22 protein-coding genes are annotated in these 25,627 nt (G+C 60.4%); 10 read left to right on the forward strand and 12 right to left on the reverse strand.

Going from position 1 to position 25,627, the window contains the following annotated elements; genetic code table 11:
* Positions 1–76: 76 nt before the first annotated feature.
* Positions 77–2,209 carry a ComEC/Rec2 family competence protein gene (locus tag GbCGDNIH6_RS04230; protein ID WP_081369961.1) on the forward strand — a complete coding sequence of 711 codons (2,133 nt, stop codon included), beginning with the start codon at positions 77–79 and terminating at the stop codon, positions 2,207–2,209.
* On the opposite strand, the gene lexA is transcribed toward GbCGDNIH6_RS04230, so the two are convergent.
* The 10 genes from lexA to GbCGDNIH6_RS04280 all read right to left on the reverse strand — a co-directional run bounded on the left by lexA (position 2,203) and on the right by GbCGDNIH6_RS04280 (position 13,117).
* A complete protein-coding gene (gene lexA, locus GbCGDNIH6_RS04235; RefSeq protein WP_072562957.1) occupies positions 2,203–2,931 on the reverse strand; it encodes a transcriptional repressor LexA in 729 nt (242 codons plus the stop codon). The genes GbCGDNIH6_RS04230 and lexA overlap by 7 nt on opposite strands.
* Positions 2,932–3,035: 104 nt before the next feature.
* Positions 3,036–4,238 (reverse strand): molybdopterin molybdotransferase MoeA, encoded by a 1,203-nt coding sequence (locus GbCGDNIH6_RS04240; RefSeq protein WP_072562958.1) that lies wholly within the window; start codon positions 4,236–4,238, stop codon positions 3,036–3,038.
* Positions 4,239–4,247: 9 nt separating this feature from the next.
* A complete protein-coding gene (gene moaC, locus GbCGDNIH6_RS04245; RefSeq protein WP_072562959.1) occupies positions 4,248–4,736 on the reverse strand; it encodes a cyclic pyranopterin monophosphate synthase MoaC in 489 nt (162 codons plus the stop codon).
* Position 4,737: 1 nt separating this feature from the next.
* Positions 4,738–5,631, reverse strand: coding sequence for an indole-3-glycerol phosphate synthase TrpC (gene trpC, locus GbCGDNIH6_RS04250; RefSeq protein WP_232449963.1), 894 nt, complete (start codon positions 5,629–5,631; stop codon positions 4,738–4,740).
* Between the two features lie 107 nt (positions 5,632–5,738).
* Complete coding sequence (gene trpD, locus GbCGDNIH6_RS04255; RefSeq protein WP_072562960.1) at positions 5,739–6,779, reverse strand: anthranilate phosphoribosyltransferase; 1,041 nt, start codon at positions 6,777–6,779, stop codon at positions 5,739–5,741.
* A gap of 8 nt (positions 6,780–6,787) precedes the next feature.
* Positions 6,788–7,402 carry an anthranilate synthase component II gene (locus GbCGDNIH6_RS04260; protein ID WP_072562961.1) on the reverse strand — a complete coding sequence of 205 codons (615 nt, stop codon included), beginning with the start codon at positions 7,400–7,402 and terminating at the stop codon, positions 6,788–6,790.
* 124 nt (positions 7,403–7,526) lie between these two features.
* Positions 7,527–9,179: a tetratricopeptide repeat protein gene (locus GbCGDNIH6_RS04265; RefSeq protein WP_072562962.1), complete on the reverse strand. Its 1,653-nt coding sequence runs from the start codon at positions 9,177–9,179 to the stop codon at positions 7,527–7,529.
* A gap of 2 nt (positions 9,180–9,181) precedes the next feature.
* On the reverse strand, positions 9,182–9,643 hold the full coding sequence (locus GbCGDNIH6_RS04270; RefSeq protein WP_072562963.1) for a DUF488 domain-containing protein: 462 nt from the start codon (positions 9,641–9,643) through the stop codon (positions 9,182–9,184).
* A gap of 7 nt (positions 9,644–9,650) precedes the next feature.
* Positions 9,651–11,189: an anthranilate synthase component I gene (gene trpE / locus GbCGDNIH6_RS04275; RefSeq protein ID WP_072562964.1), complete on the reverse strand. Its 1,539-nt coding sequence runs from the start codon at positions 11,187–11,189 to the stop codon at positions 9,651–9,653.
* On the reverse strand, positions 11,186–13,117 hold the full coding sequence (locus GbCGDNIH6_RS04280) for a SurA N-terminal domain-containing protein (RefSeq protein ID WP_198355807.1): 1,932 nt from the start codon (positions 13,115–13,117) through the stop codon (positions 11,186–11,188). Before GbCGDNIH6_RS04280 ends, trpE begins: the two co-directional genes overlap by 4 nt.
* A gap of 185 nt (positions 13,118–13,302) precedes the next feature.
* Here GbCGDNIH6_RS04280 and tpiA point away from each other — a divergent pair, with 185 nt between their 5' ends.
* From tpiA to GbCGDNIH6_RS04315, 7 genes are all read left to right on the forward strand, one after another.
* The gene (tpiA, locus tag GbCGDNIH6_RS04285; RefSeq protein WP_072562966.1) at positions 13,303–14,052 is read left to right on the forward strand and encodes a triose-phosphate isomerase; all 750 of its coding nucleotides are present in this window, start codon (positions 13,303–13,305) and stop codon (positions 14,050–14,052) included.
* A gap of 257 nt (positions 14,053–14,309) precedes the next feature.
* Complete coding sequence (secG, locus tag GbCGDNIH6_RS04290; RefSeq protein WP_072562967.1) at positions 14,310–14,717, forward strand: preprotein translocase subunit SecG; 408 nt, start codon at positions 14,310–14,312, stop codon at positions 14,715–14,717.
* 65 nt (positions 14,718–14,782) lie between these two features.
* On the forward strand, positions 14,783–16,417 hold the full coding sequence (locus tag GbCGDNIH6_RS04295; protein WP_025286338.1) for a CTP synthase: 1,635 nt from the start codon (positions 14,783–14,785) through the stop codon (positions 16,415–16,417).
* Positions 16,410–17,258: a 3-deoxy-8-phosphooctulonate synthase gene (gene kdsA / locus GbCGDNIH6_RS04300; RefSeq protein WP_072562968.1), complete on the forward strand. Its 849-nt coding sequence runs from the start codon at positions 16,410–16,412 to the stop codon at positions 17,256–17,258. Before GbCGDNIH6_RS04295 ends, kdsA begins: the two co-directional genes overlap by 8 nt.
* Positions 17,259–17,298: 40 nt before the next feature.
* Positions 17,299–18,126, forward strand: a complete 828-nt coding sequence (locus GbCGDNIH6_RS04305) for a creatininase family protein (RefSeq protein ID WP_072562969.1) — start codon at positions 17,299–17,301, stop codon at positions 18,124–18,126.
* A gap of 75 nt (positions 18,127–18,201) precedes the next feature.
* Positions 18,202–18,642 carry an OmpA family protein gene (locus GbCGDNIH6_RS04310; RefSeq protein ID WP_072562970.1) on the forward strand — a complete coding sequence of 147 codons (441 nt, stop codon included), beginning with the start codon at positions 18,202–18,204 and terminating at the stop codon, positions 18,640–18,642.
* 15 nt (positions 18,643–18,657) lie between these two features.
* Positions 18,658–19,149, forward strand: a complete 492-nt coding sequence (locus GbCGDNIH6_RS04315; protein WP_072562971.1) for a low molecular weight protein-tyrosine-phosphatase — start codon at positions 18,658–18,660, stop codon at positions 19,147–19,149.
* Here the strand turns inward: GbCGDNIH6_RS04315 and GbCGDNIH6_RS04320 are convergent.
* Complete coding sequence (locus GbCGDNIH6_RS04320; protein ID WP_072562972.1) at positions 19,146–19,655, reverse strand: hypothetical protein; 510 nt, start codon at positions 19,653–19,655, stop codon at positions 19,146–19,148. The genes GbCGDNIH6_RS04315 and GbCGDNIH6_RS04320 overlap by 4 nt on opposite strands.
* Before the next feature lie 41 nt (positions 19,656–19,696).
* Positions 19,697–21,754 carry an ATP-dependent DNA helicase RecG gene (recG, locus tag GbCGDNIH6_RS04325; RefSeq protein ID WP_072562973.1) on the reverse strand — a complete coding sequence of 686 codons (2,058 nt, stop codon included), beginning with the start codon at positions 21,752–21,754 and terminating at the stop codon, positions 19,697–19,699.
* A gap of 115 nt (positions 21,755–21,869) precedes the next feature.
* Between recG and GbCGDNIH6_RS04330 the strand changes: the two genes are divergently transcribed.
* Entirely contained in the window at positions 21,870–22,169 is a 300-nt protein-coding gene (locus GbCGDNIH6_RS04330) for an FAD assembly factor SdhE (protein WP_072562974.1), read from the forward strand.
* A 13-nt stretch (positions 22,170–22,182) separates the two neighbouring features.
* On the forward strand, positions 22,183–25,620 hold the full coding sequence (mfd, locus tag GbCGDNIH6_RS04335; protein ID WP_072562975.1) for a transcription-repair coupling factor: 3,438 nt from the start codon (positions 22,183–22,185) through the stop codon (positions 25,618–25,620).
* Positions 25,621–25,627: the final 7 nt, after the last annotated feature.

Raw genomic sequence — 25,627 nt, forward strand, 5'->3', positions numbered from 1 at the left:
TCTAACATGCTTGTGCGTGGTCAGGGAGTGCAAACCCGCGTAACCTTTCCATTCGCATATTTCATAGCCGATTGCAGTGCAGCCACTGATTTATCTCCGCCGGGCCAGTCAGAGTGCGCGGGATGCTGCCGGGGTGTTGGCCGGTCAGCAGTTCGGGCGCTTTTCCCTGTGGCTGCCGGTCGGCATGGTGACCGGGGATTATCTGTATTTTCTGGCTCCAACAGAGCCGCCGGTATGGATGGGGTTAGCTGCTCTTGGACTGATGACCTGCCTGCTTGTAGCAGGCTGGTTACGCCCGATCCTGCGCGCGGTGGCTGGTATGGGGCTGGCGATGGCCCTCGGATGGAGCGCAGGGCAACACGCCACTCTGACCGCTCTGCCGCTGGAGCCCGTGCCAAACAGGGCCGTGATCGTGGAAGGGATTGTGAGTGAGGTTGAGACTGGACCAGACTGGCGCAGGATTGTTGTTGCCGCTCCCTTGTTGGATGGGGTGACGCATTGGCAGCGTTCGGTGCGGCTGAGAGTGCGGGATGGAGACCATACGCGCCTGCAGTCAGGTGACAGGATATCGGTGCGGGCGCTGCTCAGACCGCCACCATGGCCTGCTTATCCGGGCGCGATGGATCGACAGAGAGACGCATTTTTCTCTCGGATGGGGGCTTTCGGTTTTGCTCTGGCTCCTGTTTCGCATCTGGCATTGCGGCAGGATGCGGTCTCGATCCGTTTGGCCAGAGTGCGGGAAAGTATCGCCGATCACGTTCGCACAGCCTTGCCGGGGAGTGAGGGGGCGGTGGCAACGGCTTTGTTGACCGGGGATACTGCTTCCATTCCGCAATCCATCCGTATTCTGTTTCGGGATACGGGATTGGCTCATTTGCTGGCCATTGCGGGTCTGCATATCGCGATTGTCATGGGGACCATCTTTGCCGTGACGCGCTGGCTGCTGACCCGGTGTGAATATACGGCGCTGTTCTGGCCATGCCGACAGATTGCCGCCTCGACTTCATTGCTGTCAGGGTTCGCCTATGCGGCGCTGACAGGGTTGCATGTGCCGATCATACGCAGTGCGGTGATGGCGATGATTGCCTGTCTCGCTCTGTTTCTGGGGCGCAGGGCATTGTCCATGCGAGGGTTGGCGATTGCCGCGGCTGTGATTGTCCTGATCTGGCCGTATGAAGTCACCGGTGTCAGCTTCCAGATGAGCTTTGCTGCCGTGATGGCTCTGGCAGCCGGATATGAGGCGCTGGGACCGTGGCTGGCCAGTCTGGCCGGGCGGCGTGTGCTCCATCATCTGACGGCGGTGGCGTTGACCAGCTTGCTGGCGGGCACTGCATCGGCACCGTATGGAATTTATCATTTCGGGCAGCTCCAGCTTTATTTCGTGGCGACCAATATGATCGCAGTGCCGCTGATGGCATTCTGGGTCATGCCTGCCGGTCTGCTGGCCATGGCATTGATGCCGCTTGGCCTTGATCGACCCGTTTTTGTTGTTATGGGAATCGGAATCTGGCTGATCCTGACCGTTGCGAAACTGGTCGCAGCCTTGCCGGCTGCCGTCCTTGCTGTACCGCCAATGCCAGGCTGGGGATTGTTCATGATCAGTGCCGGGCTGATTTGGCTTTGCTTCTGGCGTGGTCGTGTCCGGTTGTGCGGCGTGCCCGTGATGATGGCCGGGATAGCGTCTATCGGACTGACTGTGCCTGCCGACCTCCTGATATCAGCGGATGCACGTATGGTCGCTGTCAAAGCCGGTTTACGTGTTTTTGCCTTCGATAAAGGAAGTTCGCCCCTGCTGACGGAGGCATGGCAGGCTTATTGGGGAGTGAAGGATTTTACACCGCTTTCCGTGGCGGGGCGTCTTGCCACGCACATGGCGCGATGTGGTGAGAGCGGCTGTCTCGTCACACCGGTGTCAGGCGCCCCGGCGGTCTTTCTGAAAACGGGAGAGGGCACGGAGATATGCCAGCCCGGGGCGCTTGCCGTCATTCTGGATGGCTGGAGCAGCCAGTGTCGGGATCAGCCCGTGATCTCCCTGTCGCAGATACGAGAGGAGGGCAGCATTGCGGTATGGTTCAGGCCCGGCAGGATCTCTGTGCTGACAGACCGGGCATGGCGCGGGGACCGACCATGGGTGCAGCCACCACCTGATACCAGCCCGGGCCAGTGGAAAGCGCCGCTGGCCCGGACTGATGAGATGATCCCTCAGTAACGGCGAAGCAAGCCAATCAGCCTTCCCTGAACCCGCACGCGATCAGCCGGGAAAATTCTGGTTTCATGGCGTTCATTCGCTGGTTCCAGGGCCACCGACTTGCCGCGTCGCCGCAGGCGCTTGAGTGTGACTTCAGTATCATCGATCAGGGCGACGACGATCTGCCCGTTTTCGGCAAGGTCCGATTGCTGGATAATCACTGTATCGCCATCGAAAATACCGGCATCGATCATGGAATCGCCAGCAACTTCCAGTGCGTAGTGTTCTCCATTGCCAAGCATATCGATGGGCACGCTGAGATAGGCGCTGGTGTCCCGCAATGCCTCAATCGGCATACCGGCGGCAATGCGTCCGTAAAGCGGAAGCTGTACGGCCGAGGCATCCTGAGCCGCCCTTACCCCCGCGATCCGGTTGGAGAAACTTCCCTGAATGACGTTCGGTGTAAAGGCGGGAGCAGGGGCAAAGGACGGAGCCGAAGGGGCTGTTTTCGGCACCGGCATGCTGGCGGCTTCCGGCATGCGGATCACCTCCAGCGCACGGGCGCGATGATGGCGGCGGCGCAGGAAGCCGCGTTCTTCCAGAGCTGAAATAAGGCGGTGAATTCCTGATTTGGATTTCAGGTTCAAGGCCGCTTTCATTTCCTCAAAACTGGGGGAAAAGCCTGTTTTACGCAGATGACCATCAATGAGCAGCAACAGCTCATACTGTTTGCGTGTCAGCATGCAGAAGGCCTTTCAAGACCGTTCCGAAAGGAAAAAGCGCACAAAAGAACAAACAAGCAACAAAGATGTTCTACATAAGTTCGTTCTGTCGCGTCAAGCGTCCTTTATAATCCGGCACTATCCAGTAGCAGGACTGGCACGATCTCTCCTGCTGCGGCCTGTGGCGCATGGGGCGCACGCATGATCAGCGCGTTGGCCCGTGCCAGGGCGCTGATCATTGAAGAATCCTGCACAGGAAAGGATTCGACAACCGGACCGGACTGCGTCTGCGTTATGATCCCGCGCATGAAGTCGGTGCGATGATCATTGGCTCGCAAGGGGGCCACCAGTCGTGCCGGCTGTGTCCGCAAGGGAGAAGCAGGCAGACCGCGTAACACCTCCAATGCAGGCAGCACGAACAGCAGGGCGCAAACATAAGCCGAGACGGGGTTGCCAGGCAGACCGATCAAAGGTGTTCCGGCCAGTTTTCCGTGCATCAGCGGTTTGCCCGGTCGCATGGCAATTTTCCAGAAATCCAGCGTCAGCCCGCGCTCCCCCAGTGCAGAGCGTACCAGATCATGATCGCCCACACTGGCCCCGCCGATGGTGATCAGCAGATCGGATTTTGTGGCGGCTTCTGCACGGGCGCGGATGGTATCGCTGTCATCACCGCTGAGCGGTAGCAGGATCGGGTCTCCGCCAGCTGCACGGATCATGGCGGCCAGCATGTGGGAATTGGAGCTGACGATCCCACCCGGTGGTACCGACTCCCCGGGCAGTGCGATTTCATCGCCGGTTGCCAGTATCGCAATGCGAGGGCGGCGATGAACCGTCAGCCAGGGAATATTGGCGGCAGCGGCAAGACCAATATCCCGCGCTGTCAGGATATGCCCTGATTCCAGCACGGTTTGATTTGTGGTGAAATCCTGTCCCTGCCGTCTGATGTGGCGATCAGGCCGTATGGTCTCGGCAGGAATAACGATGTCATCCTGCCGCTGCGCTTCTTCCTGCAACAGAATGGTATCTGAGCCTTGTGGAACGACGCTGCCGGTGAAAAGACGAACTGCCTGACCGGCTTCCACGGTGCCGCTGAAGGGATGTCCGGCTGGAGCCGCGCCGATGACGGTCAGTCTGGCTCCCGCCACCGCATCGGCGCAGCGTACCGCATAGCCATCCATGGCCGAAACATCATGAGGAGGCTGGGTCACCCGCGCCTTCACACTGACAGCCAATACCCGGCCGTGCGCCTCTGCGATTGAGACCGTCTCGGCCATGGTAGGGGAGACGGAGGCCAGAATACGGGTGCGGGCTTCTTCGACCGGGATCATGATCTTTGTTCAATCCTGTCGGAAATGACCTGACTTGCCGCCGGATTTTTCAACCACACGGATGTCGCTGATAGTCATGCCGCGATCAACGGCTTTGCACATATCATAGATGGTCAGGGCGGTGATGCTAACCCCGGTCAGGGCCTCCATTTCAACGCCTGTACGTCCGGAGGTCCGCACCCGCACCTCAATCTCGACTTCTCCCGGTCTATCGTTGCGGAAATCAACCGTGATTGCCGTGACTGGCAACGGATGGCAAAGCGGGATCAGATCAGCCGTCCGCTTGACCGCCATAATCCCGGCCAGCCGAGCAACCCCCAGCACATCGCCCTTTTTGGCACTGCCTTCCTGAATCATCGCCCATGTGGATGGCTGCATCGTGATCCGTCCACGGGCTACACCCTGCCGGTCCGTTACCGGTTTGTCGGCAATATCCACCATAGCCGCTTCCCCGGCGGCGTTGAAATGGGTCAGGCGGGGAGAAGGCTTATCCTGCATGTCAGGCAATGGGTGGGACAGGAGATGAAGAATCGATGCCTATCAGCTCACGCACGGCCTTGGTGACATCCTGCTGCCGCATCAGGCTTTCGCCGACCAGAAAGCTGCGTACGCCTGTTGCTGCCAGGCGCTGTATGTCTTCATGCGTGCGGATGCCGCTTTCTGCGACCAGAAACCGGTCGGGCGGAAGCAAAGGCGCGATGTTCAGGGTGGTGGAGAGGTCTGTTTTCAGAGTTTTCAGATTACGGTTATTGATGCCGATCAATCCCGTCTGAAGGGCCAGGGCACGGTCAAGCTCGGCTTCGTCATGGACTTCAGCCAGTACGTCCAGATCAAGATGACGGGCGGTTTCTTCCAATTCTCGCGCTTCGTCATCTGTCAGTGCGGCCATGATCAGCAGGATGCAATCTGCCCCCATGGCACGGCTTTCATAGACCTGCCACGGATCGAGGATGAAATCCTTGCGGAGTACCGGCAGGGATACGGCGGTGCGCGCAGCAATCAGATGGTCCGGGTCACCCTGAAAATACGGTCCATCGGTCAGCACCGACAGACAGGTCGCGCCCCCCAACTCATAGGCTTTGGCCAGTTCGGCCGGATTGAAATTCGGGCGTATCAACCCGCCGGAGGGAGATGCTTTCTTGATCTCGGTGATCAGACCATAGCCACCCTGAAGTACGGCATCTTTCAGTGCCTGCCCAAAGCCACGGGGGGCAGGCAGATCACGAATACGGTTGATCAACGTTTCTTTAGAAAGCAACGCTTTGCGTTGCGCCACTTCCTTGCGGGTATCGGCGCAGATACGAGCCAGCACATCATAACCGGTGGGCGTGGCGGCGCCGGTTTCGGTTGGCGTGGTCTGATCCGGCTGTGAGGCGGGAAGTGTTGTCATCATGGCTCCGAAAGTAGTCACAGGCACGAATGAAGAAGCAAAAGGCCTATACCACCGTCATGGCGGTAGTAAAAACGGGCTTCTTCAGTGTCCCGATAAAATCAAAGGGATCAAGGGATTGCATTGGTTGCTGCCCGAAGCCTGTTCAGGGCCGATAATGCTGATCCCTCATCAATGGATCGGCGGGCAAGGGCTACCCCTTCTTTCAGCGTGTCGGTCTGTCCGGCGACGATCAGGGCGGCCGCCGCGTTCAGGCAGACAGTATCACGATATGGTCCGTCGGCTCCGTCAAGCAAGGCCTGCAGGACACGGGCATTATGGTCCGCATCCCCACCCAGAATGGCATCCAGCGGTGCGCGGGGCAGGCCGGCCTCTTCCGGGGTTATACTGAACTGGCGCAGAATGCCGTTTTCCAGCACGGTGACCTGACTTTCGCCGGCCAGCGTCAATTCATCCAGGCCGAGGCCATGGACTATCCAGCATGTCTCCGTGCCAAGCTCTCTCAGTACCCGGGCCATTGGCATGGCCCAGATCGGATCGAAAACACCGGTCAACTGCCGCTTGACGCCAGCAGGATTCCCCATCGGGCCGATCAGGTTGAACAGGGTGCGGATGCCAAGCTGTGAACGCGCCTCCGCAGCATGGCGCAGGGCAGGATGAAAATGGGGGGCGAACAGGAACGCACAGTGCTCATCATGCAGAATGGCTTCCTGCCGCTCCGTGCCGAGGTCGATCTGCACCCCCAGCGCCGTCAGAACGTCGGCGGCGCCAGAGCGGGAACTGAGGGCGCGGTTGCCGTGCTTGGCGATTGGAACGCCGCATCCGGCCACTACAAAGGTGACGGCAGTGGATATGTTGAGCGTTCCCGCACCGTCACCGCCCGTGCCGCAGACATCAATAGTGCCATCCGGTGCTTTGATGGGGATCATATGTGACCGCAATGCCCGTACGGCCCCGCCCATTTCAGCTTCTGTTTCCCCACGGAGACGCAAGGCCATAACCAGCGCGGCAATCTGGGAGGATGTGGCCTGACCACGCATGATCAGATCAAAGGCTGCGAAGGCTTCTTCTTCTTTTAGATGTTCACCTTTGGCGAGGCGCGACAGAACGGGGCGCAGATCGGTCTGCGCCGGAACAGGGGAGGAGGTCATCGGAAAAATCAGGCGGCAAGACGCGGCGGCAGGATGGCTGGAACAGCTTCCCCCCGAGCAGCAGCAAGAAAATTGGCCAGAATGGCATGGCCATGGCGGCTGGCGATGCTCTCCGGATGGAATTGCACGCCGCAAATCGGCAGGGAGCGATGGCGCAGCCCCATGATGAGACCGTCTTCCGTCTCGGCGGTAATTTCCAGCACGTCCGGCAAGGTCTCCCGCTCGACGATCAGGCTGTGATAGCGGGTGGCCTCGAACGGGTCAGGAAGGCCGGAGAATACATTCTGCCCCCCATGATGAATGGGGGAAGTCTTGCCATGAAGCGGATAGGGCGCGCGGCAGACAACGCCACCAAAGGCCTGACCGATTGTCTGATGACCAAGGCATACCCCGAATAGCGGGATAGTGTGTTCAGCCGCGGCCTGCACCAGCGGCAGACAAATTCCTGCCTGCTCCGGTGCGCGGGGGCCGGGGGACAACACGATCGCCTCCGGTCGCAGGGCGATGGCCTGTTCCACGGTGATGTGATCGTTGCGGCGCACATCGCAGGTCACGCCCAGATCGCCCAGAAACTGTACCAGGTTGAAGGTAAAGCTGTCGTAATTGTCGATCAGAAGGATCATCGTCACCGCACCCGGCGTTCCGCTTGGTTATCTGCTCTGAACACAGAGTGTATTATCCTCTGCATCTCTGTCTTTGTTGTTCTCATCGTGGCGCGTTTCAATCCCCGCGCCCAGACCGTTGTTGTCATGCCGGAAATGTTTCTGGCGCTGAGCCGCTTTCCATTGAGCCATGAAGGGGATCAGCATCTCCATTCCGGAAAGCGCACAGAAAACGGGTGAGGATGGAACGGGCTTCTCCCAGTGCCGTCTCCCAGTCACCGGGTGTTGGCTGCCGGACGATCCGCATGGAGGGATACCATGCGGTGCGGGTACCATGCATGCGCCAGCGCCAGTCTGTGGTGAAACGGTTCAGCATCAGCACAGGTTTACCAAGAGCACCAGCCAGATGGGCAACCGATGTATCTACCGTCATCACCAGATCCAGCGCCATGATCAGTGCTGCCGTATCTTCAAAATCGGAAAGATGCACGGTTGGATCAAGCAGGTTCATCCCGGCGGGAGGGTACTTTGCTTCTTGCGCCGGAGGCCCTTTCTGGAGGGAGACGAAATGAGCGCCGGGCAGTTGGCAAAATGCCGCGAAAGCAGACAAAGGCAGGGAGCGCTGGGCATTCCAATGCTGGTGTCCGGCATCATCATCCCGGATGCTGCCCGCCCAGCAAAGGCCGATCAGGGCATCACCCGGCCGGGGGGAAAGTATCTGCCGGAATGTGTTTTTCCACTGCGCTGCATCCGCTGAAGAGGCAGACAGATAGGGAACCGGCTCTGCGTTGCGAATATAGGGGTCATTCATCACATGCGGCAGGCTGAGCAGCGGGCAATGCAGATCGTAATGCGGCAGGGTCGCACCGCGTGGCACGACGGATATAATGCCGGGAATATGCCTGATCAGCCTGACCAGAGGTTGATCCACCTCCACGACGATTCTGTGCCGTCTGGCCAGAACCGGCAGGTAGCGAGCAAATTGCAGTGTATCTCCCATGCCCTGCTCGGCCCATAGCAGGATGGTCTGGCCCTGTGTGTCCTGCCCTTCCCAGCGGGGGCAGGGGAAGGGACGTGGTTGCCGCCCGTCACGGTGCCATCGCGCCTCATAAAGCGCGTACCCTTCCTGCATCGTGCTGAGCAGCATCAGCACATAGCCGAGATTGAATTCTGTTGTCGGGTGGCCGGGCCTGAGCGCCAGCGCCCGGCGCAGTAGTGGTTCTGCCTCCTCCGGTCGGCCAAGATCCTTGCAGGCGCCGGCCAGAGACAGCAGCAGATCGGGGTTGTCGGGCTGCCTTAAGACGGCGCGGGTTAGATAGGGAACCGCTTCTTCGAGTGCGCCCGTCGCGGCGCAGAGTGTGCCCAGCGCTTCCTCTGCCGCTTCATTGCCCGGGCTGGCGGCCACCACGCCCCGCATCAGGGTGACGGCTTCCTCACTGCGTCCCAGATCGTGCAGCAGGGAGGCCAGGCCAACCGCATAGTCGGGCCGGTTCGGTTCCAGATGCAGGGCGTTGCGGAACGCGGTTTCCGCTTCTTCATGCCGCAAATCCTTTAGGCAGGCATGGGCCAGCGTATTCTGGATTGCGCCATCCTGAGGGGCCAGTTTTACAGCTTGCCGCAGAATCGCGGCTGCCGCGGCGTATTCCTGTCGTTCGATTAGCAGCAAACCCAGAAGATGCGCCGGCGCAGGATCGGACTGATTTTCCCGCCATGCCTGTCGGTATGCATTTTCGGCGTCTTCGAGCCTGCCCTCCCGGTGGGCAGCGCGGGCGCGTTCGAACCAGGACTGTTCAACCATGCTCACGAAGCAATCCCGGTGGCGAAAAGGTGATGCATCTGAAAACCATGCCGTTTTTGCAGGACTTCGCCAACGCGCAGCCGGTGACAGATATGAGGATCAGTTTCGTAACAAAGCAGGCAGCACGGTGCCTGATCAGCGAGTGTTGCAGCTTGCTGAAGGGCCATCTCTGCTTCCGGTGTGAGCAGTTTTTCGTCCACGATGGACCAGAAGCGAGGCCAGTCACGCCTCTTGTTCGCTTCCCGTCCTTCAGGTGGGGTGCCAAGCGGGCGGAGGTGGACATAAGAAATGCCGTGCTCCGCCAGACTGTTGGCAAGGATGGTTTTTGAAAATCCGGCCCGTCTGGATAATGGGCGATCCCGGACATCAATCAGTGTTTTGACCCCGGCCTGAAGCAGAGCCTCGATCACGTCCCGCTGTGCCGTTTTCTCATAGCCAATGGTATAAAGGGGCGCAGGGGACATGGCGCGGTTATTCCGGTGCGTCTTGGGTTGCTGCGGCAAAGCGGATTGCTTCTTCCGCGGCACGGAACAGGGCGCGGGCTTTCTGCCGGGTTTCCTCGTATTCGGCAGCGGGATCGCTGTCGGCCACTACCCCGCAGCCAGCCTGCACATGCATCATGCCATCCTTTACCACCGCGGTGCGCAGGCCGATGCAGGTATCCATGGTGCCATCAGCCGCGAAATAACCGATGCAGCCAGCGTATATCCCGCGCCGGTCGGGTTCCAGCTCCTCGATGATTTCCATCGCCCGGACTTTCGGCGCCCCACTCAGCGTGCCGGCAGGGAACCCGGCACAGAGCGCATCGACCGCATCCAGACCCGCTTTCAGCCTGCCGCGCACTTCGGAAGAAATGTGCATCACATGGCTGAACCGCTCGATCACGAAGCTCTCCGTGACTCGTACGCTGCCGAGTTCGGAGACGCGGCCCACATCATTGCGGCCAAGATCGATCAGCATCAGATGCTCGGCCCGTTCCTTGGGGTCGGCAAGAAGCTCCTGCTCCAGCGCCTGATCTTCCTGCGGGGTTGCGCCGCGCCGTCTGGTGCCGGCAAGGGGACGGATCGTGACTTCCCCGTCGCGCAGGCGGACCATGATTTCCGGGCTGCTGCCGACCACGGCAAAGCCGTCGAAAGCCAGATGATACAGGAACGGGGCCGGGTTAATCCTTCGCAAGGCCCGATACAGGGCGAGCGGTGGCAGGGAGAAGGGGGCCGAGAAGCGCTGGCTCGGTACGACCTGAAACACATCTCCAGCACGGATGTAGTCGATCGCCCGCACGACACCGGCCTCGAAATCCGCGCGGCTGATATTGGAGGAAGGCTCGATCGTGCCGCCGCCATCCTGAGGCGCGCCTGTCACCATGGCACAGGCAGGCAGAGGACCCGCCAGACGGGTGAGGGCAGCCGTGATTGTTGCGCAGGCCCGTTCATAAGCGTCCTGGGCGCTGATATCGGAGCGCGGGAAGAGAGGCGCTGCGAGGGTCAGGCCATCCTTGACCGTATCGAAAATCGCCATCAGGGAAGGGCGGCCCAGAATGGCTTCCGGCACGTCCAACATGGTCTGATTTTTGGTGGGCAGCACTTCCATCTGCCGCACCATGTCATAGCCGAGATAGCCGACCAGCCCGGCTGCCATGGCGGGTAGACCATCCGGGATATCCAGCCTGGTCTCGGCGATCAGGCGGCGCAGACTGTCCAGCGGTGCGTCCGGTTCGGGTGTGAATGCATCAGCATCGATCAGGGCTGTCCGGTTGATTTCAGCCTGACCATTCCGGCACTGCCACAGCAGATCGGGGCGCAGGCCGATAATGGAATACCGCCCGCGCGTGGCGCCTCCCTCGACACTTTCCAGCAGGAAGGAGTTCGGCTCCCCGTTGGCCAGCTTCAGATAGGCTGAGACCGGTGTTTCCAGATCGGCCACCGCCTGCGCCCAGACCAGCACGCCCTCACCACGATCATAGGCGGCCTGGACGGTTTCGAAATCCGGGAAAAAAGGCGGGGGCGTCATTGTTGCATAATCCGTTGCAGCAGAGCGTTGTTGACCCGTGCATCGGCTTTGGACCGCAGCGATGCGAGGAATGTATTTTCCAGATCCTCGGCCAGCCCTTGCGTGATCTGTTCCTGCGCCTGTGAGAAGGCAGCCGGGTCGTCCTTTTCTGTCGGGTTGAGAATACGGGTCAGGCGAATGACCGCGAAGCCATCCGGCGTGTTCACCATGGTGCTGTCATTGAGTTTCAGGGCAAACAAGGCGCGCCGGGTATCGGCGCTGATATCGCCGGTTTCGCCTTTACGCGTCAGCATGGGAATCTGTTTCAGCGTGCCCCCGGAGAGAGTGACGGCATCAGCCACGGACTTTCCTTCCTGCAGAGCAAGCATGGCGCGGGTAGCGGCCTCTTCCTGACTGTGGCGGCGTTTGTCCTGTATCCAGTCCGCGGTCACTTCCGCTTTGACCTCCGAGTAGGGACGCAGGGCGCCGGGAATAATGTCCTCCACCTGCACGGCGAAATAGGTGGTTGGTCCGGCGGGTGCCCCCGGCTGGCTTTGCGGTGTCACGGGTACCAGATGGGGCGCATCACCTTTTTTCATAGAGAATGCGGCGGTGATGAGTGCCTGCTTCAACTGGTCAGAGCCGGGGATGGGGGCGGGGGCGCCTTCACGGGTATTGCCCTGCATGTCCAGTTGACCAGAGATCGCGGCCACCGCATCGGCGTCCGGCAGCTTGTCATCCAGCGTCGATCCCTGCGCAAACGCCTCGTCCAGATGGGAGGAGCGGTCATAGATCTGCTCCATGGCGCGCTGGGTGGAGAGGATCTGCTTAATCTCCTCCTTCATATCCTCGAAGCTGCGATGGGTGGCAGGCTGGATTTTGCCGACACGCACGATATGCCAGCCGAGCGAATCGTGAACCGGTCCGGCAATCTGATCGGTTTTCGTGGTCTCGAAAGCCAGAGGCATGAGATCAGGGAGCGGCAGCTGTTGCATTGTAATGGCGGTCAGTTCCACCGCGCTGCCGCCATCGGCGTTGGCCAGAGCACTGATTTTTTTCCAGTCGGCACCGCTTTTCCATTGTGCGGCCAGCGCTTTGGCCTTGGCTTCATCCGGCATCAGAACGATGCTGACATCCCGCTTTTCCGGTGTGTCGAAATGGCTGCCATTCGCGTCGTACCAGGCGCGGAGGTCTTTTTCCGGCACCTCTATGGCTTTGGCGACCGTTTCCGGGGTCAGGACAATGGCCTTGATCCGGCGATATTCCGGGGCGGTATAGCGTGCGGGATGGTTGGCCCAGTAACGCTCCAGCTGCTTGTCAGTCGGCTGGGGCGGGGCAGGTGCTGCGGAGACCGGGACTTCGATCATGTCCCCGCTGCGCTGCTCCTTCTGCCAGGCGAAGAGCGGAGCCACCAGAATTTTTGGGGCGCTGGCTCCGGCGCGGATTGCGTCCAGCAGCTGACGTTCTGTGATGGTGTGCCGCAAATAGGCGACATAGCTGTCTTCCGTCAGCCCCACACTGTTCAGCACAGCCTGAAAGCGTGCCTGATCAAACTGGCCCTGATCGTTTTTAAAGGCAGGAATAGCGTAGGTCGCCTGCCGGATATCGGCATCCGGTGTGGTCAGCCCCATTTTTCTGGTCAGGTCATCCAGCACTGTCTCCGTCACCATCTGCTGCAAAGCCTGCTGGGCCACCATTTTGCGGATGTCGGGCGGCACATCCTGCCGTCCCGCGCCCATCTGCTGGCGCACGCGATTCAGCTCTCTCTGATAGGTGGCCTGAAAAGCCTGCGGTTCGATCCGGCTTCCATTGACGGTTGCAAGCGCGCCTCCCCCGGTGGCCTGGGTCCAGACATCGGAGAATCCCCATCCCACGAAGGCCAGCACCAGCAGCCCGAACAACAGGCGCACAGGCCACGCATTGAGAGAGTTTCGGAAGACAGCGAGCATGGGGCAGGTATCCATGGAGCGTATGAGGGCCGGCACCATAATGCGGCTTGACCGTCAGGGAAATGGTCTCGCTGGTGCTGATAAAGCCGGGTTGCATTTTGCGTCTTGCCGGGAACCCCCTTACTGAGAGACCGTCCATGCCGCAGAAAGACGGTTGTTAGATTTCGGAAGGATCCCGATACGCCATGCGCCAGCTGATTGCCGGAAACTGGAAAATGAACGGGCTGCGCAGTACATCGGAGTCGTTGTTACAGGCTCTGCGGAATGCGGCCCCTCATGTGCTCCAGAATTGCGACATGCTGATCTGCCCACCCGCGACACTGATTGCACAGGCTGCATCGATTCTGGCCGGTAGCGGGATTGAGGTCGGGGCGCAGGATTGTCATATGGCCCGTTCCGGCGCGCATACGGGCGATCTGTCTGCGGAAATGCTGGTCGAGGCAGGTGCGCGCTGGGTGATTCTGGGTCATTCGGAGCGCCGCCGCGATCATGGTGAATTGAGCGAAACGGTGCGTGAGAAAGTACTCGCAGCCCGCCAGTTCGGTCTGACCCCGATTGTCTGCGTCGGTGAAACGGAGGATGAGCGCGCCTCCGGCCGGGAAACGGAGATTGTTGGCTGGCAGATCAAGGGCAGCCTGCCGGACGGGTTTGCAGCGGACTCGAAAGGCGTTATCGCCTACGAGCCGGTTTGGGCCATCGGTACCGGGCGCACAGCAACGGTAGAGGATGTGGCCATGATGCATGCCTTCATCCGCGAGGAACTGGTCCGCCAGTTCGGAGAAGCCGGGCGGAGCATCCGGATTTTATATGGCGGCTCGGTCAAGCCGGAGAATGCGGCCAGCCTGCTGCGCGTGCCGGAGGTTGGTGGTGCGCTGGTTGGGGGCGCGAGCCTGTCGGAACAGGATTTTCTGGCCATTGCCGAGGCTTCTGTCTGACCAGAAGCCGGCTTGCAAGGATGGGGCGAGCATCCCGGCATAGGGGGTGCCTGCATTTTGCGTAACGGAATGCTTTGCAGAGTCCGGGCATATCTGTAGAAACCGCGCCGGTTACCTGCTGCGGTCACCCCTTTTAGGTCACAGGGCCTTTGTCATGTCGGCATGATGGCTTTGAAAGACGATCCTCGGCTCTGACCGTGCTATATGGTTGGAACGATCATCTGGAATAACCGGCCCCCGGCCGCGAAAGGCTGCTTATGAATACCGTGCTGCTGATAATCCACCTGTTCGTGACTCTGGCGCTGATCGGCGTGGTTCTGATCCAGCGCAGCGAAGGGGGCGGTCTGGGTATTGGCGGCTCCCAGGGAATGGGATCGTTCATGAGCGGCCGCGGCACCGCCAATCTGCTGACGCGCACCACGGCGATTCTGGCGACGCTGTTCATGCTGCTTTCTTTGGCGCTTGCGCTGCTCAATCGCGGTACGGCGGGTGTCGGCCATTCCGTACTGTTCGGTCAGGGCACGCCTGCTGCACCTTCCAGCACGCTGCCTTCCTTGCCTGCTGCCCCGCCTGCGCATCCCGCAGCCGGCAGCCAGTCTGCCGCGCCGGATGCAAAGACGGCTGCTCCCAAGGCTCCCTCGGCACCACAGGTGCCGGCGAATTGATGATGGGCGCGTCTCGTCACGCACAGTGTTTGTCCTGTTCCTTTGCCACAGAAGATTGAGATCTCATGACGCGGTTTGTATTCATCACCGGCGGCGTGGTTTCTTCCCTTGGGAAAGGAATCGCCTCGGCGGCCCTCGGTGCGCTGTTGCAGGCGCGTGGGTATTCCGTCCGTCTGCGGAAGCTCGATCCTTATCTCAATGTCGATCCGGGCACGATGAGCCCGTATCAGCATGGTGAAGTGTTCGTGACCGATGACGGGGCGGAAACCGACCTTGATCTCGGCCATTACGAGCGTTTTACCGGTGTGCATGCCCGCAAATCCGATAATGCGACCACCGGGCGTATCTATTCCGATGTGATCGCGCGGGAGCGGCGCGGTGATTATCTGGGCGCCACGGTGCAGGTGATCCCGCATATCACCGACGCGATCAAGGATGCGGTGACACGTGATCTGAACCCGGACCTCGATTTCGCCCTGATCGAAATCGGTGGAACGGTCGGCGACATCGAAAGCCTGCCTTTCCTTGAGGCGATCCGTCAGCTCGGCAACGAGCTTGGCCCGTCACGCACCATGTTCGTGCATCTGACGCTGGTGCCCTACATTCCTTCCGCGGGTGAGCTGAAGACGAAGCCGACCCAGCATTCGGTGAAGGAGCTTCAGAATGTCGGTATCCAGCCGAACATGCTTCTGTGCCGCTGTGACCGCCTGATCCCGGAAAACGAGCGTCGCAAGATCGCCAATTTCTGCAATGTGCGTCAGGAAGCGGTCGTCTCGGCATTGGATGTCGATACCATCTACTCCGTGCCGATCCGCTATCACGAGGAAGGCATGGACCGGGAGGTTCTGCGGCACTTCAATCTCCCGATTGAGGGAGAGCCGGATCTGACCCGCTGGCGTCAGATTGCCGATGTGGTGCGCGCGCCTGATGGCGTGGTGAAGATTGCGATCGTCGGTAAATACATCACCCTGCTCGACAGCTATAAGAGCCTGGCGGAGGCGCTGGTCCATGGCGGTATCGCCAATCGTGTGAAGGTCGAGATCGACTGGGTGGACAGCCAGATTTTCGAGCAGCCGGACTCCGTGCAGCGCCTGGAAGGGGTGCACGGTATTCTGGTGCCGGGCGGCTTCGGTGAGCGTGGAGCAGAAGGCAAGATCGAGGCAGTGCGCTTTGCCCGTGAACACAAGGTTCCCTTCCTGGGAATCTGTTTCGGCATGCAGATGGCGGTGATCGAGGCGGCACGGAATCTGGCCGGGCTGCCGGATGCGTCCTCCACCGAATTCGGCCCGTGTGAGGTGCCGATTGTCGGCCTGATGACCGAATGGGCGCGGGGGAATGACCTGGAACGCCGTTCGGCATCCGGTGATCTGGGTGGCACGATGCGGCTGGGTTCCTATCCGGCGGCGCTGATCGAGGGATCGCTGGCCCGTGAAACCTATGGCGGCGTGCCGGTGGTACAGGAGCGTCATCGCCATCGCTATGAGGTGAACATCCATTACCGGGAGCAGCTGGAAGCCGTCGGCCTGCGCTTCTCCGGCCTCTCTCCGGATGGGGTGCTGCCGGAGATCGTCGAATATGCCGATCATCCATGGTTCGTTGGCGTGCAGTATCATCCGGAGCTGAAATCAAAGCCATTCGATCCGCACCCGTTATTCTCCGGTTTCGTGGCCGCTGCGGTCCGGCAGGCGCGTCTTGTCTGATCGTGGCGAGAGTGGGCAGGCGCGGATTGTCACAGTCGGCAATGTGCGCTTCGGCAATGATCTTCCCTTCGTCCTGATCGCGGGGCCATGCCAGATTGAAAGTCGCGCGCATGCGGAAGGCGTGGCGGCGGAACTGCGTGCGATCTGTGCGCGGCTGGACATCCCGCTGGTGTTCAAGGCTAGCTATGACAAGGCTAACCGCACCAGTGTCGGTGGCGCACGTGGGGTCGGGATGGAGCGCGGCCTTGATATTCTGGCCGGGATCAGGGAACGCTTCGACATTCCGGTGCTGACCGATATTCACGATATCGGGCAGTGCAAAACGGCCGCAGAAGCCGTTGATATTCTGCAAATCCCGGCTTTTCTGTGTCGTCAGACCGATCTGCTTCTGGCAGCCGGAGAAACCGGTCGCACGATCAATGTCAAGAAAGGGCAGTTTCTGGCCCCTTGGGACATGCGGAATGTGGCTGCGAAAATTGCTTCGACCGGCAATCACAATCTGCTGTTGACGGAGCGTGGCGCCAGTTTCGGCTATAACACGCTGGTCACGGATTTCCGGGCGCTGCCGATCATGGCGCAGACAGGCTATCCGGTGGTGTTCGATGCCACACATTCGGTACAGCAGCCGGGTGGTCAGGGCACGGCATCGGGCGGAGACCGTACCTTCGCCCCGATTCTGGCGCGGGCAGCTCTGGCCGTCGGGGTTGCCTCAGTGTTCATCGAATGTCATCCCGATCCGGATCGGGCACCGAGCGATGGTCCGAATATGATCCCGCTTGACCAGATGGAGGAAACCCTCCGCCGGTTGAAGCAATTCGATGTGCTCGGTAAGGCTGGCTGAAGCCAGAGCGTATGATCATCTAACGGGAGGGGAAACAAGCATGACCGCCGATAAACCCCTCCGTTACTGGCAGGATATGAGCTGGCCCGAGATTGCCGCCCTCGATAAGGAGGGCGCCATTGCTGTTCTGCCTGTTGCGGCGGTGGAACAGCACGGGCCGCATCTGCCCCTCTGGGTCGATGCAGCCATCAATGAGGGGCTTCTGAAGCTTGCTCTCGATCGCGTGCCTGACGACATGCAGGTGTTGGCACTGCCGATGCAGGCCGTGGGATGGAGTGAAGAGCATATTGCTTTTCCGGGTACGCTGACCCTCTCTGCAGATACGCTGTTGGCTGTATTGCGTGATCTGGGGGGCAGTGTGGCGCGTGCCGGATTCAGGCGTCTGGTGCTTCTGAATTCCCATGGCGGGCAGCCGCAGATTCTCGATATCGTGGCGCGGGAGCTTCGTATCCGTTTCGGCATGTTCGTCACGGTGTGTGGCTGGACCAAGCTCGGGGTGCCGGACGGTCTATTCTCGCCGCTGGAACGGTCGACGGGCATTCATGGGGGGGCGCTGGAAACATCTCTGATGATGCATCTGCGGCCCGATCAATTGCGCCTGTCACGGATCGATGATTTCGTGCCGGCGCATCGCGATGATTCTCATCAGCATCTTTCGGCGACAGGACGGATTCCCTATGCTTGGACGGCGCAGGATCTGAATCCCGGCGGAGCATGCGGGGATGCCAGAGCGGCCAGTGCAGAGAAGGGACATATTCTGGCCGAGCATCTGGCCAGCCAGTTCGTCAGCCTGCTCCATGAGATTGAAAAATTCGATCTGGCCCGGTTGCAGGAGGCGATTGATTCATCGCTTGTAAAACGACAGTGAAACGAAATCCGGGACAGGATGTTGTAACCCGGATCAGCCTGACCAGGGCGACAACATCAGGACAGGATTCAGACGATGACGCTGATTGATAGGAACGGCTTCGACAGGGCGGGCCGGTTCATGAATTTCAGTCGGCGAATAGCGGGCATTCTGAGCGTGGCGATATTATTGTTGCTGACAGCCTGTTTCCATCATCCGGCGCAGAATTACTTCATATTCTTTGCCCCGGATGCATCTCAACCGAAAGCGGACAGCCTGCCGATTTTGAAAGTGGCGGTGACCTACGCCAAGGATCATCCCGATCAGAATATCATTGTGGTCGGTTATACGGACCCTGTCGGCTCGGCCAAGGATAATCATGATTTGTCGGAAGAGCGTGCCGACACCATTCGCAAGGATCTGATCAAGGCCGGTATTCCGCAGGCCCGGATCACAGCGCGAGGTCATGGACAGACCCAGCCGGAATGGAACAATCAGGAAAGCCGTCGTGTCGAGATCAGATTCGAGCACCCCTGATGAGGAGACTGGATCATGAAACAGTCTTCTGGCGCAGTTCTGTTTGTCTGTCTGGGTAATATATGCCGTTCTCCATTGGCAGAGGCTGCTTTTCGGAGGGAGGTGAAGCATACCGGCCTGACGGTAGATATTGATTCTGCCGGGACGGGAGGTTGGCACGCGGGAGACCCCCCTGATCCCCGTGCGCAGACCATAGCGTGGCGCCATGGAGTGGATATTTCAGACTATCGGGCGAGACAGATCAGTGCGGAAGATTTTAATCGTTTCACGCATATCATCGCATTGGACCGCGACAATCTGGCGGCCTTACGCCGTTTGCGCCCGAAGGACTGCTTAGCTTCCCTCAGCCTGCTTTTGGATGAAGTGCCTGGACGGGAGGGACAGTCAGTTGCCGACCCGTATTATGGCGACCTGAAAGATTTCGAGGTTACCTGGGCCGATGTATCGGCGGGCGCATCGAGTTTGGCACTGCGCCTGTTGCGGGGGCGGAATACACCATCCGACTAAGGGGCGCTTTCACAGTCTTCTATACCTGCTCCAAAGGTGACGGGGCCAAGTCCGTTGCTCTGTGATCTGCAACCGGTAGTGGCATTGTTTTTCCCCGGACCAATTGAGGCCGAGGAATTGCTTCCGGCCAATGCGGCTGAGGAAGAGGGGAGCATGGCAGGCTGGTTGTTTGCCGTGCTGCCGCCATTATTCATAGCCGCGGGATAGGCAGCCGGGTTTGTATTCGTCATCACGGCGCTGCCTTCTGCCGGGCGTGCAGCGGTATCGTCCGTGGCGCGATTCACGGCACTGGTTGCAGGACGGCTGGCTGTTTCAGTGGTCGGGCTACCCTGTTGCACAGTGGTTTGTGCCGCAGTCTGGGGAGACGAACTTTGGACAGATGAGGGAGTGGCTGTCTGGGCCGGGCACGGTAAGGACAGAAGGATGCCTGCCAGAAAAGCCGGAATGGAAACAAACAGGGCGGTGCTGATCCCCCTGTCCCGGGGATAATGTCTCAGTCTGCTCATAGTCTGCCTTCCTGTTTTAGATGGGCCGTGAGAAGAACGGCTCAACCGGCATCTAGATTGCGCAGGGCGTCTCCCCGGCCGAACAGACGCAGCAGCGAGCGTGCCGCCAGTCCACGAGGGCCGGTCAGGCCGGGGTCCTGATCCAGCAGATAGGCCGCATCCCGGCTGGCGATGCGCAACAGCCCTGCATGGCGGTCCGTATCCGCCAGCCGCCAGGAGGGCAGGCCCGATTGTCGCTTCCCGAGCAGATCGCCACCTCCCCGCAGCCGGAAATCCTCATCGGCGATCAGGAAGCCATCTTCCGTATCCCGCAGTAATGTCAGACGACGGCGCGCGGTTTCGTTCATGCCGTCTTCGTGCAACAGCAGGCAGAAACTGGCCGCGGCACCACGGCCGACCCGCCCGCGCAGCTGATGCAGCTGCGCCAGTCCGAACCGCTCGGCATGCTCTACCACCATGATGCTGGCTTCCGGTACGTCCACGCCGACTTCCACCACAGTCGTTGCCACCAGCAGGCTGGTGCGGCCCGCGGCGAACTCGGCAAGGGCAGATTCGCGCTCGGCGCTGTCCTGTTGGCCATGCGCCAGCCCGACCTTATCGCCGAACCGGGCACGCAGCGCGGCAAAACGCTCCTCTGCCGCTGCCAGGTCGCTGACGGCACTCTCGCTGACCAGTGGACAGACCCAGTAGACACGGTCGCCCTTGTCCAGTGCCCGACCGATACCATCAATGACGGCGTCCAGTTTGCTCAGAGGGTGCAGGGTGGTGCGGATGGGTTGGCGTCCGGCCGGTTTTTCAGTCAGGCGGCTGACATCCATCTCGCCCCATTGTGTCAGCAGCAAGGTGCGGGGGATCGGGGTGGCGGTCATCACCAGCACATCGGTCCGGCTGCCTTTGCTGCCCAGCATGCCGCGTTGCTCGACCCCGAAGCGATGCTGCTCGTCAATCACGGCGAGGCCGAGATCCCGATAATGCACACTGTCCTGAAACAGCGCATGGGTGCCGACGATGATCTTGATGCGCCCGGCCTGGATGCCCAGCAGCAGATTACGTCTTGCCACCCCTTTGACCGAGCCGGTGAGCAATCCGACCTGCACGGGGGAAAGTTTCGACAGGGTGCGGTAATGCTGTTGCGCCAGTAATTCCGTGGGCGCCATCATGGCTGCCTGTGTACCCGCCTCCACTGCACGCAGCATCGCCATCAGCGCTACCAGCGTTTTGCCGGCGCCGACATCGCCCTGCAACAGCCGCAACATGCGCCTTGGGGCCGTCATATCGCCGTCAATTTCCGACAGGGCCTGAAGCTGGGAGCCGGTCATCGGCTTGCCGAACCGGATGAGAGCTTCTTCCCGCAAGGTATTGTCGCCGGAGAGAGACCGGCCCGGGCGCTGTCGCTCGCGGCGTTTCATCCATGCCATGGCCAGCTGATGGGCAAGCAATTCGTCATAGGCCAGACGGTCATGCGGGGACTGATCCGGTATCTGCTCCGGCTGATGCAGTGCATGCAGCGCGGCACCGAAACAGGGCCAGGATTTTTTCGCCAGCAGATGCGGATCAATCCATTCCGGAAAATCGGGCAGGCAGCCGAGTGCTTCTTTCAGCGTACGCCGTATCTGGCCCGGAAACAGTCCGGCAGTAAGCGGCCAGACCGGCTCGATAGCTGGAATGGTGTCCATCTGGGTGATAGGGACGATATGGTCAGGATGGGGAAAGGTGATTTTTTCACCAAACCTGTCGGTCTTGCCAGAAACTGCGACCTGGGTACCGATCGGCAACCGATCCAACCGGGCGCGGCTGAAGAACACGATATCTGCCTCGCATCCCTCCCGGTCCATGACTTTCACACGCCATGGCTGGCGTCTGGTAGCCGGAGCATGATGCGCCATGACGTCCAGCGCGATCGTAACCACTATGCCGGGCTGAGCTTCCCGCAAAGCACTGATGGCGGTACGACGGGTGAACCCATCCGGTAAGTGAAACAGAAGATCCAGCACGCGTGGACCGCCGCAGGCTTTCTCCAGCAGTGGGGCAAGAGTCGGACCAATGCCGGGTAGGGAGGTCAACGGAGCGAACAAGGTGGAAAAAGGATCGCTCTCCACCGGTGCGTGATCTCCCTGATGTGAACCGGTATTTTACACTGAATCGCAGATCATGACCGGATCGTGGATATGGCGGGCTGACAAAACGGCCCATGCGGTTATATGAACCGGCCTGATGGTCCATGAAACCCCCCTTTCCGATCTTTCCCCTGTTCCTGATCCCGCTCTGGAATCTCGACGCCGTCGTTTGCTGTTTCGTGCCACGCATCGTGGCACGCATGAGAACGACATTCTGATTGGCGGCTATGTTGCGGCCCGTCTGGAACAGTTTTCTGAAGCCGAGCTGGATGCGCTGGAGGCAATTATGGATCTGCCCGATCCTGACCTCGCGGACTGGCTGACCGGGCGCAGGCCGATCCCGCTGGATCATGACACCTCTTTGCTCCGTGCGATGAAGGACGCCGCCGGACGTTGAACGGAGACCCGCGATGCTGACAGTTTACGGTGCTCCCGAGGGTTGGGATGCGGTTCTGATCAATCGTCGCCGTCAGGAGACGGGGGGGACTATCGTGCATGTGGCGCGGGATGATGCCCGTGTGGCGCGTCTGGCCGAGGCGCTGCGGTTTTTTGCGCCAAAGGTCGAGGTGCTGACTTTCCCCGCTTGGGATTGTCTGCCGTACGATCGTGTTTCCCCTAATCCGGAGCTGGTCAGCGAACGTGTTGCCACGCTGGCGCGGTTGGCGGAGACGCCTGATTCTCCACGAATCGTGCTGACGACATTCAATGCGCTGGTGCAGCGGGTGCCGCCACAGGCCCAGTTTCATGGCACAGGGCTTGATCTTGGGGTGGGCGATCTGGCTGACCCGGATGAGATGGCGCGGTTTTTGGATCAGCACGGCTATGTGCGCGCCGGCACGGTCATGGAGGCAGGGGAATATGCGCTGCGGGGCGGGATCATCGATATTTTCCCCTCCGGTGAGGGGGAGCCGATCAGGCTCGACCTGTTTGGTGACCAGATTGAAAGCATCCGCCACTTCGACCCTACTACCCAGCGTAGCGGTGAGGCAGTGGAGCGGCTGGTGTTGCGCCCGGTCAGTGAAATTCCGCTCGACAAGGACAGTATCACCCGTTTTCGCACTGCATGGCGGGAGGTGTTTGGTCAGGACGCGGCGCAGGACCCGATCTATCTGAGTATTTCCGACGGGCGGCGTCATGCCGGTATGGAGCATTGGGCGCCGCTGTTTCACGAAAGCATGGAAACCCTGCTGGACTATGTGCCCGGCGCGGTGGTGAGTCTGGACCATCAGGGCGAGGATGTTCTGCAATCCCGTCTTGAGATGATCGAGGATCATTTTCATGCACGTCATGCCCCGGTGCGGGAGGGTGAAACACCCTATCGGGCCTTGTCACCGGAGCGGTTGTATCTGACCCGTGACGAGTGGGATGCGGCGATCAATCCGCGTCAGCCGGTGATTTTTTCCGTGTTCGACCGGCCGGATGGAGCACAGGGCGTGGATGGTGGTGGCCGCCCCGGTGCGCTCTTCGCGAAAACAGCCGCGACCGAAGGCGGCAATTCCTTTCAGCAATTGCGGGATGCATCCCAGCAATGGGCGAAAGATGGCCGGAGACTGATTGTTGCCGCATGGTCGCGCGGCTCCCGCGAGAGGCTGATGCATCTGCTGCGTGAGAACGGCATGAAGGCAGAGACCGCCGGAACGTTCGAGGGCGCGCGCAACCTGCCCTTCGATACGGCGGCGATGGTGGTGCTGGGGCTGGAACGCGGATTTCTGGCCGAGAAAATTGGTGTGGTCAGCGAACAGGATCTGTTGGGTGAGCGTATCGCCCGTCCCCCGCGCAAGCGCAAAAGAGCCGACCAGTTTATCGCCGAGGCCACCGAAATCGCCGAGGGTGATCTGGTGGTGCATCAGGATCACGGCATTGGTCGCTATGACGGGCTGGTGACGCTGACGGTCAGTGGTGCGCCGCATGACTGTCTGCGCCTGCTGTATGACGGCAACGACAAGCTGTTCCTGCCGGTCGAGAATATCGAGATGCTGTCCCGCTTCGGTGCGGAAACGGCGGGTGTGGCGCTGGACAAGCTCGGCGGCGTCAGCTGGCAGAGCCGCAAGGCGAAGATGAAGCAGCGTATCCGCGATATGGCTGGAGAGCTGATCCGGATCGCCGCGGAGCGCAAGGTGCGCGAAGCACCGATGTTGACCCCGCAGGAAGGCGCGTGGGACGAATTCTGCGCCCGTTTTCCCTTTGCAGAGACGGAGGATCAGGCGCGTGCCATTGCCGATGTACTGGAGGATATGGCCTCTGGTCGTCCGATGGATCGCCTGATCTGCGGCGATGTCGGGTTCGGCAAGACCGAGGTCGCCTTGCGGGCGGCTTTCGTGGCGGCGATGACGGGCGCACAGGTGGCGGTGGTGGTGCCGACCACCCTGTTGGCGCGGCAGCATTACCGGACTTTCGCCAAACGGTTCGAAGGACTGCCGGTGACGGTTGCACAGCTCTCCCGCATGGTCACGGCCAAGGAAGCCAGCCGGGTGCGGGCGGGGCTGGCGGATGGCTCGGTGAATATTGTGGTTGGCACGCATGCGCTGCTGGCCAAGACGGTGCAGTTTGCCGATCTCGGTCTGGTGATCGTGGATGAGGAGCAGCATTTCGGGGTCTCCCACAAGGAGAAGCTGAAGGCGTTGCGGGCCGATGTGCATGTGCTGACGCTGACGGCAACGCCGATCCCGCGCACGCTTCAGCTCAGCCTGTCCGGGGTGCGGGAGATGAGCCTGATTGCGACACCGCCCGTTGATCGTCTGGCGGTGCGCACTTTCATCATGCCATTCGACAGCGTGGTGGTCAGGGAGGCGATCCAGCGCGAGCGTTTCCGGGGTGGTCAGGTTTTCTGTGTCTGCCCGCGTCTGGAAGATCTGGGTCGTATGGCGGAACGTCTGGCAGAGATCGTGCCGGAGGCGAAGCTGATCACCGCGCATGGTCAGTTGGCCCCCACCGAGCTTGAGCGGGTGATGACCGAATTCGGTGACGGCAAGCATGATATTCTGCTGGCGACGAATATTGTTGAAAGCGGGCTGGATATGCCTGCGGTGAACACGATCATCATTCATCGTGCCGATATGTTCGGTCTGGGACAGCTTTATCAGCTGCGTGGACGGGTAGGGCGCGGTAAGCAGCGCGGCTATGCCTACCTGACCTGGCCACAGGCGCATCGTCTGTCGGTGGCGGCGGAAAAGCGGCTGGAAGTCATGCAGACGCTGGATACGCTGGGGGCGGGCTTTACTCTTGCCAGCCACGATCTGGATATTCGCGGTGCGGGTAATCTTCTGGGTGACGAACAGTCCGGCCATATCCGTGAGGTCGGGATCGAGCTTTATCAGCAAATGCTGGAAGATGCGGTGGCCGATATGCGCCATGCCAGCCATCGAGGGTCGGCGCGCGACTGGACGCCGAATATCGGTCTGGGCCTGCCTGTGCTGATCCCGGAGACCTATGTACGCGATTTGCCGGTGCGCCTTGGCCTGTATCGTCGCATCGGTGCGCTCGCATCGGATGCGGAGACCGAAGCCATGGCGGCAGAACTGGTGGACCGGTTCGGCCCGATGCCGGAGGAGGTCGAAAACCTGCTTCAGGTGGTGTCGCTCAAACGGCAGTGCCGTCTGGCCGGGGTGGAGAAGCTGGAGGCCGGGCCGAAAGGCATGGTGGTACAGTTCCGGGGCAATCATTTTGCCAATCCGGCCGGTCTGATCGCCTGGCTTGCCAGTGTTCAGGGCCAAGGACAGGGCCTCAAATTGCGGCCTGATCACAAACTGGCGCTGGTCTACGAGATGACTGTGGCTGAGCGTGTGCAGGTTGCGAAAACCCTGCTGGGCAATCTTGTTCGCTTGACGCAACAGGCGCAGGCGGCATGATCTGCGG

It is taken from the genome of Granulibacter bethesdensis, assembly GCF_001889525.1.
In the GTDB taxonomy this organism is placed as follows: Bacteria; Pseudomonadota; Alphaproteobacteria; order Acetobacterales; family Acetobacteraceae; genus Granulibacter; species Granulibacter bethesdensis_C.

Excerpts from the sequence above, each read along its gene's own strand:
- GbCGDNIH6_RS04315 (WP_072562971.1), top strand. The coding sequence starts at position 18,658 with ATGAAACAGTCTTCTGGCGCAGTTCTGTTTGTCTGTCTGGGTAATATA.
- GbCGDNIH6_RS04330 (WP_072562974.1), top strand. The coding sequence starts at position 21,870 with ATGGTCCATGAAACCCCCCTTTCCGATCTTTCCCCTGTTCCTGATCCC.
- GbCGDNIH6_RS04240 (WP_072562958.1), bottom strand. The coding sequence starts at position 4,238 with ATGATCCCGGTCGAAGAAGCCCGCACCCGTATTCTGGCCTCCGTCTCC.
- GbCGDNIH6_RS04270 (WP_072562963.1), bottom strand. The coding sequence starts at position 9,643 with ATGTCCCCTGCGCCCCTTTATACCATTGGCTATGAGAAAACGGCACAG.
- GbCGDNIH6_RS04265 (WP_072562962.1), bottom strand. The coding sequence starts at position 9,179 with ATGGTTGAACAGTCCTGGTTCGAACGCGCCCGCGCTGCCCACCGGGAG.
- GbCGDNIH6_RS04260 (WP_072562961.1), bottom strand. The coding sequence starts at position 7,402 with ATGATCCTTCTGATCGACAATTACGACAGCTTTACCTTCAACCTGGTA.
- mfd (WP_072562975.1), top strand. The coding sequence starts at position 22,183 with ATGCTGACAGTTTACGGTGCTCCCGAGGGTTGGGATGCGGTTCTGATC.
- lexA (WP_072562957.1), bottom strand. The coding sequence starts at position 2,931 with ATGCTGACACGCAAACAGTATGAGCTGTTGCTGCTCATTGATGGTCAT.
- trpD (WP_072562960.1), bottom strand. The coding sequence starts at position 6,779 with ATGACCTCCTCCCCTGTTCCGGCGCAGACCGATCTGCGCCCCGTTCTG.
- secG (WP_072562967.1), top strand. The coding sequence starts at position 14,310 with ATGAATACCGTGCTGCTGATAATCCACCTGTTCGTGACTCTGGCGCTG.
- GbCGDNIH6_RS04305 (WP_072562969.1), top strand. The coding sequence starts at position 17,299 with ATGACCGCCGATAAACCCCTCCGTTACTGGCAGGATATGAGCTGGCCC.
- GbCGDNIH6_RS04280 (WP_198355807.1), bottom strand. The coding sequence starts at position 13,117 with ATGCTCGCTGTCTTCCGAAACTCTCTCAATGCGTGGCCTGTGCGCCTG.
- GbCGDNIH6_RS04320 (WP_072562972.1), bottom strand. The coding sequence starts at position 19,655 with ATGAGCAGACTGAGACATTATCCCCGGGACAGGGGGATCAGCACCGCC.
- GbCGDNIH6_RS04310 (WP_072562970.1), top strand. The coding sequence starts at position 18,202 with ATGACGCTGATTGATAGGAACGGCTTCGACAGGGCGGGCCGGTTCATG.
- trpC (WP_232449963.1), bottom strand. The coding sequence starts at position 5,631 with ATGATGACAACACTTCCCGCCTCACAGCCGGATCAGACCACGCCAACC.
- tpiA (WP_072562966.1), top strand. The coding sequence starts at position 13,303 with ATGCGCCAGCTGATTGCCGGAAACTGGAAAATGAACGGGCTGCGCAGT.
- trpE (WP_072562964.1), bottom strand. The coding sequence starts at position 11,189 with ATGACGCCCCCGCCTTTTTTCCCGGATTTCGAAACCGTCCAGGCCGCC.
- GbCGDNIH6_RS04295 (WP_025286338.1), top strand. The coding sequence starts at position 14,783 with ATGACGCGGTTTGTATTCATCACCGGCGGCGTGGTTTCTTCCCTTGGG.
- moaC (WP_072562959.1), bottom strand. The coding sequence starts at position 4,736 with ATGCAGGATAAGCCTTCTCCCCGCCTGACCCATTTCAACGCCGCCGGG.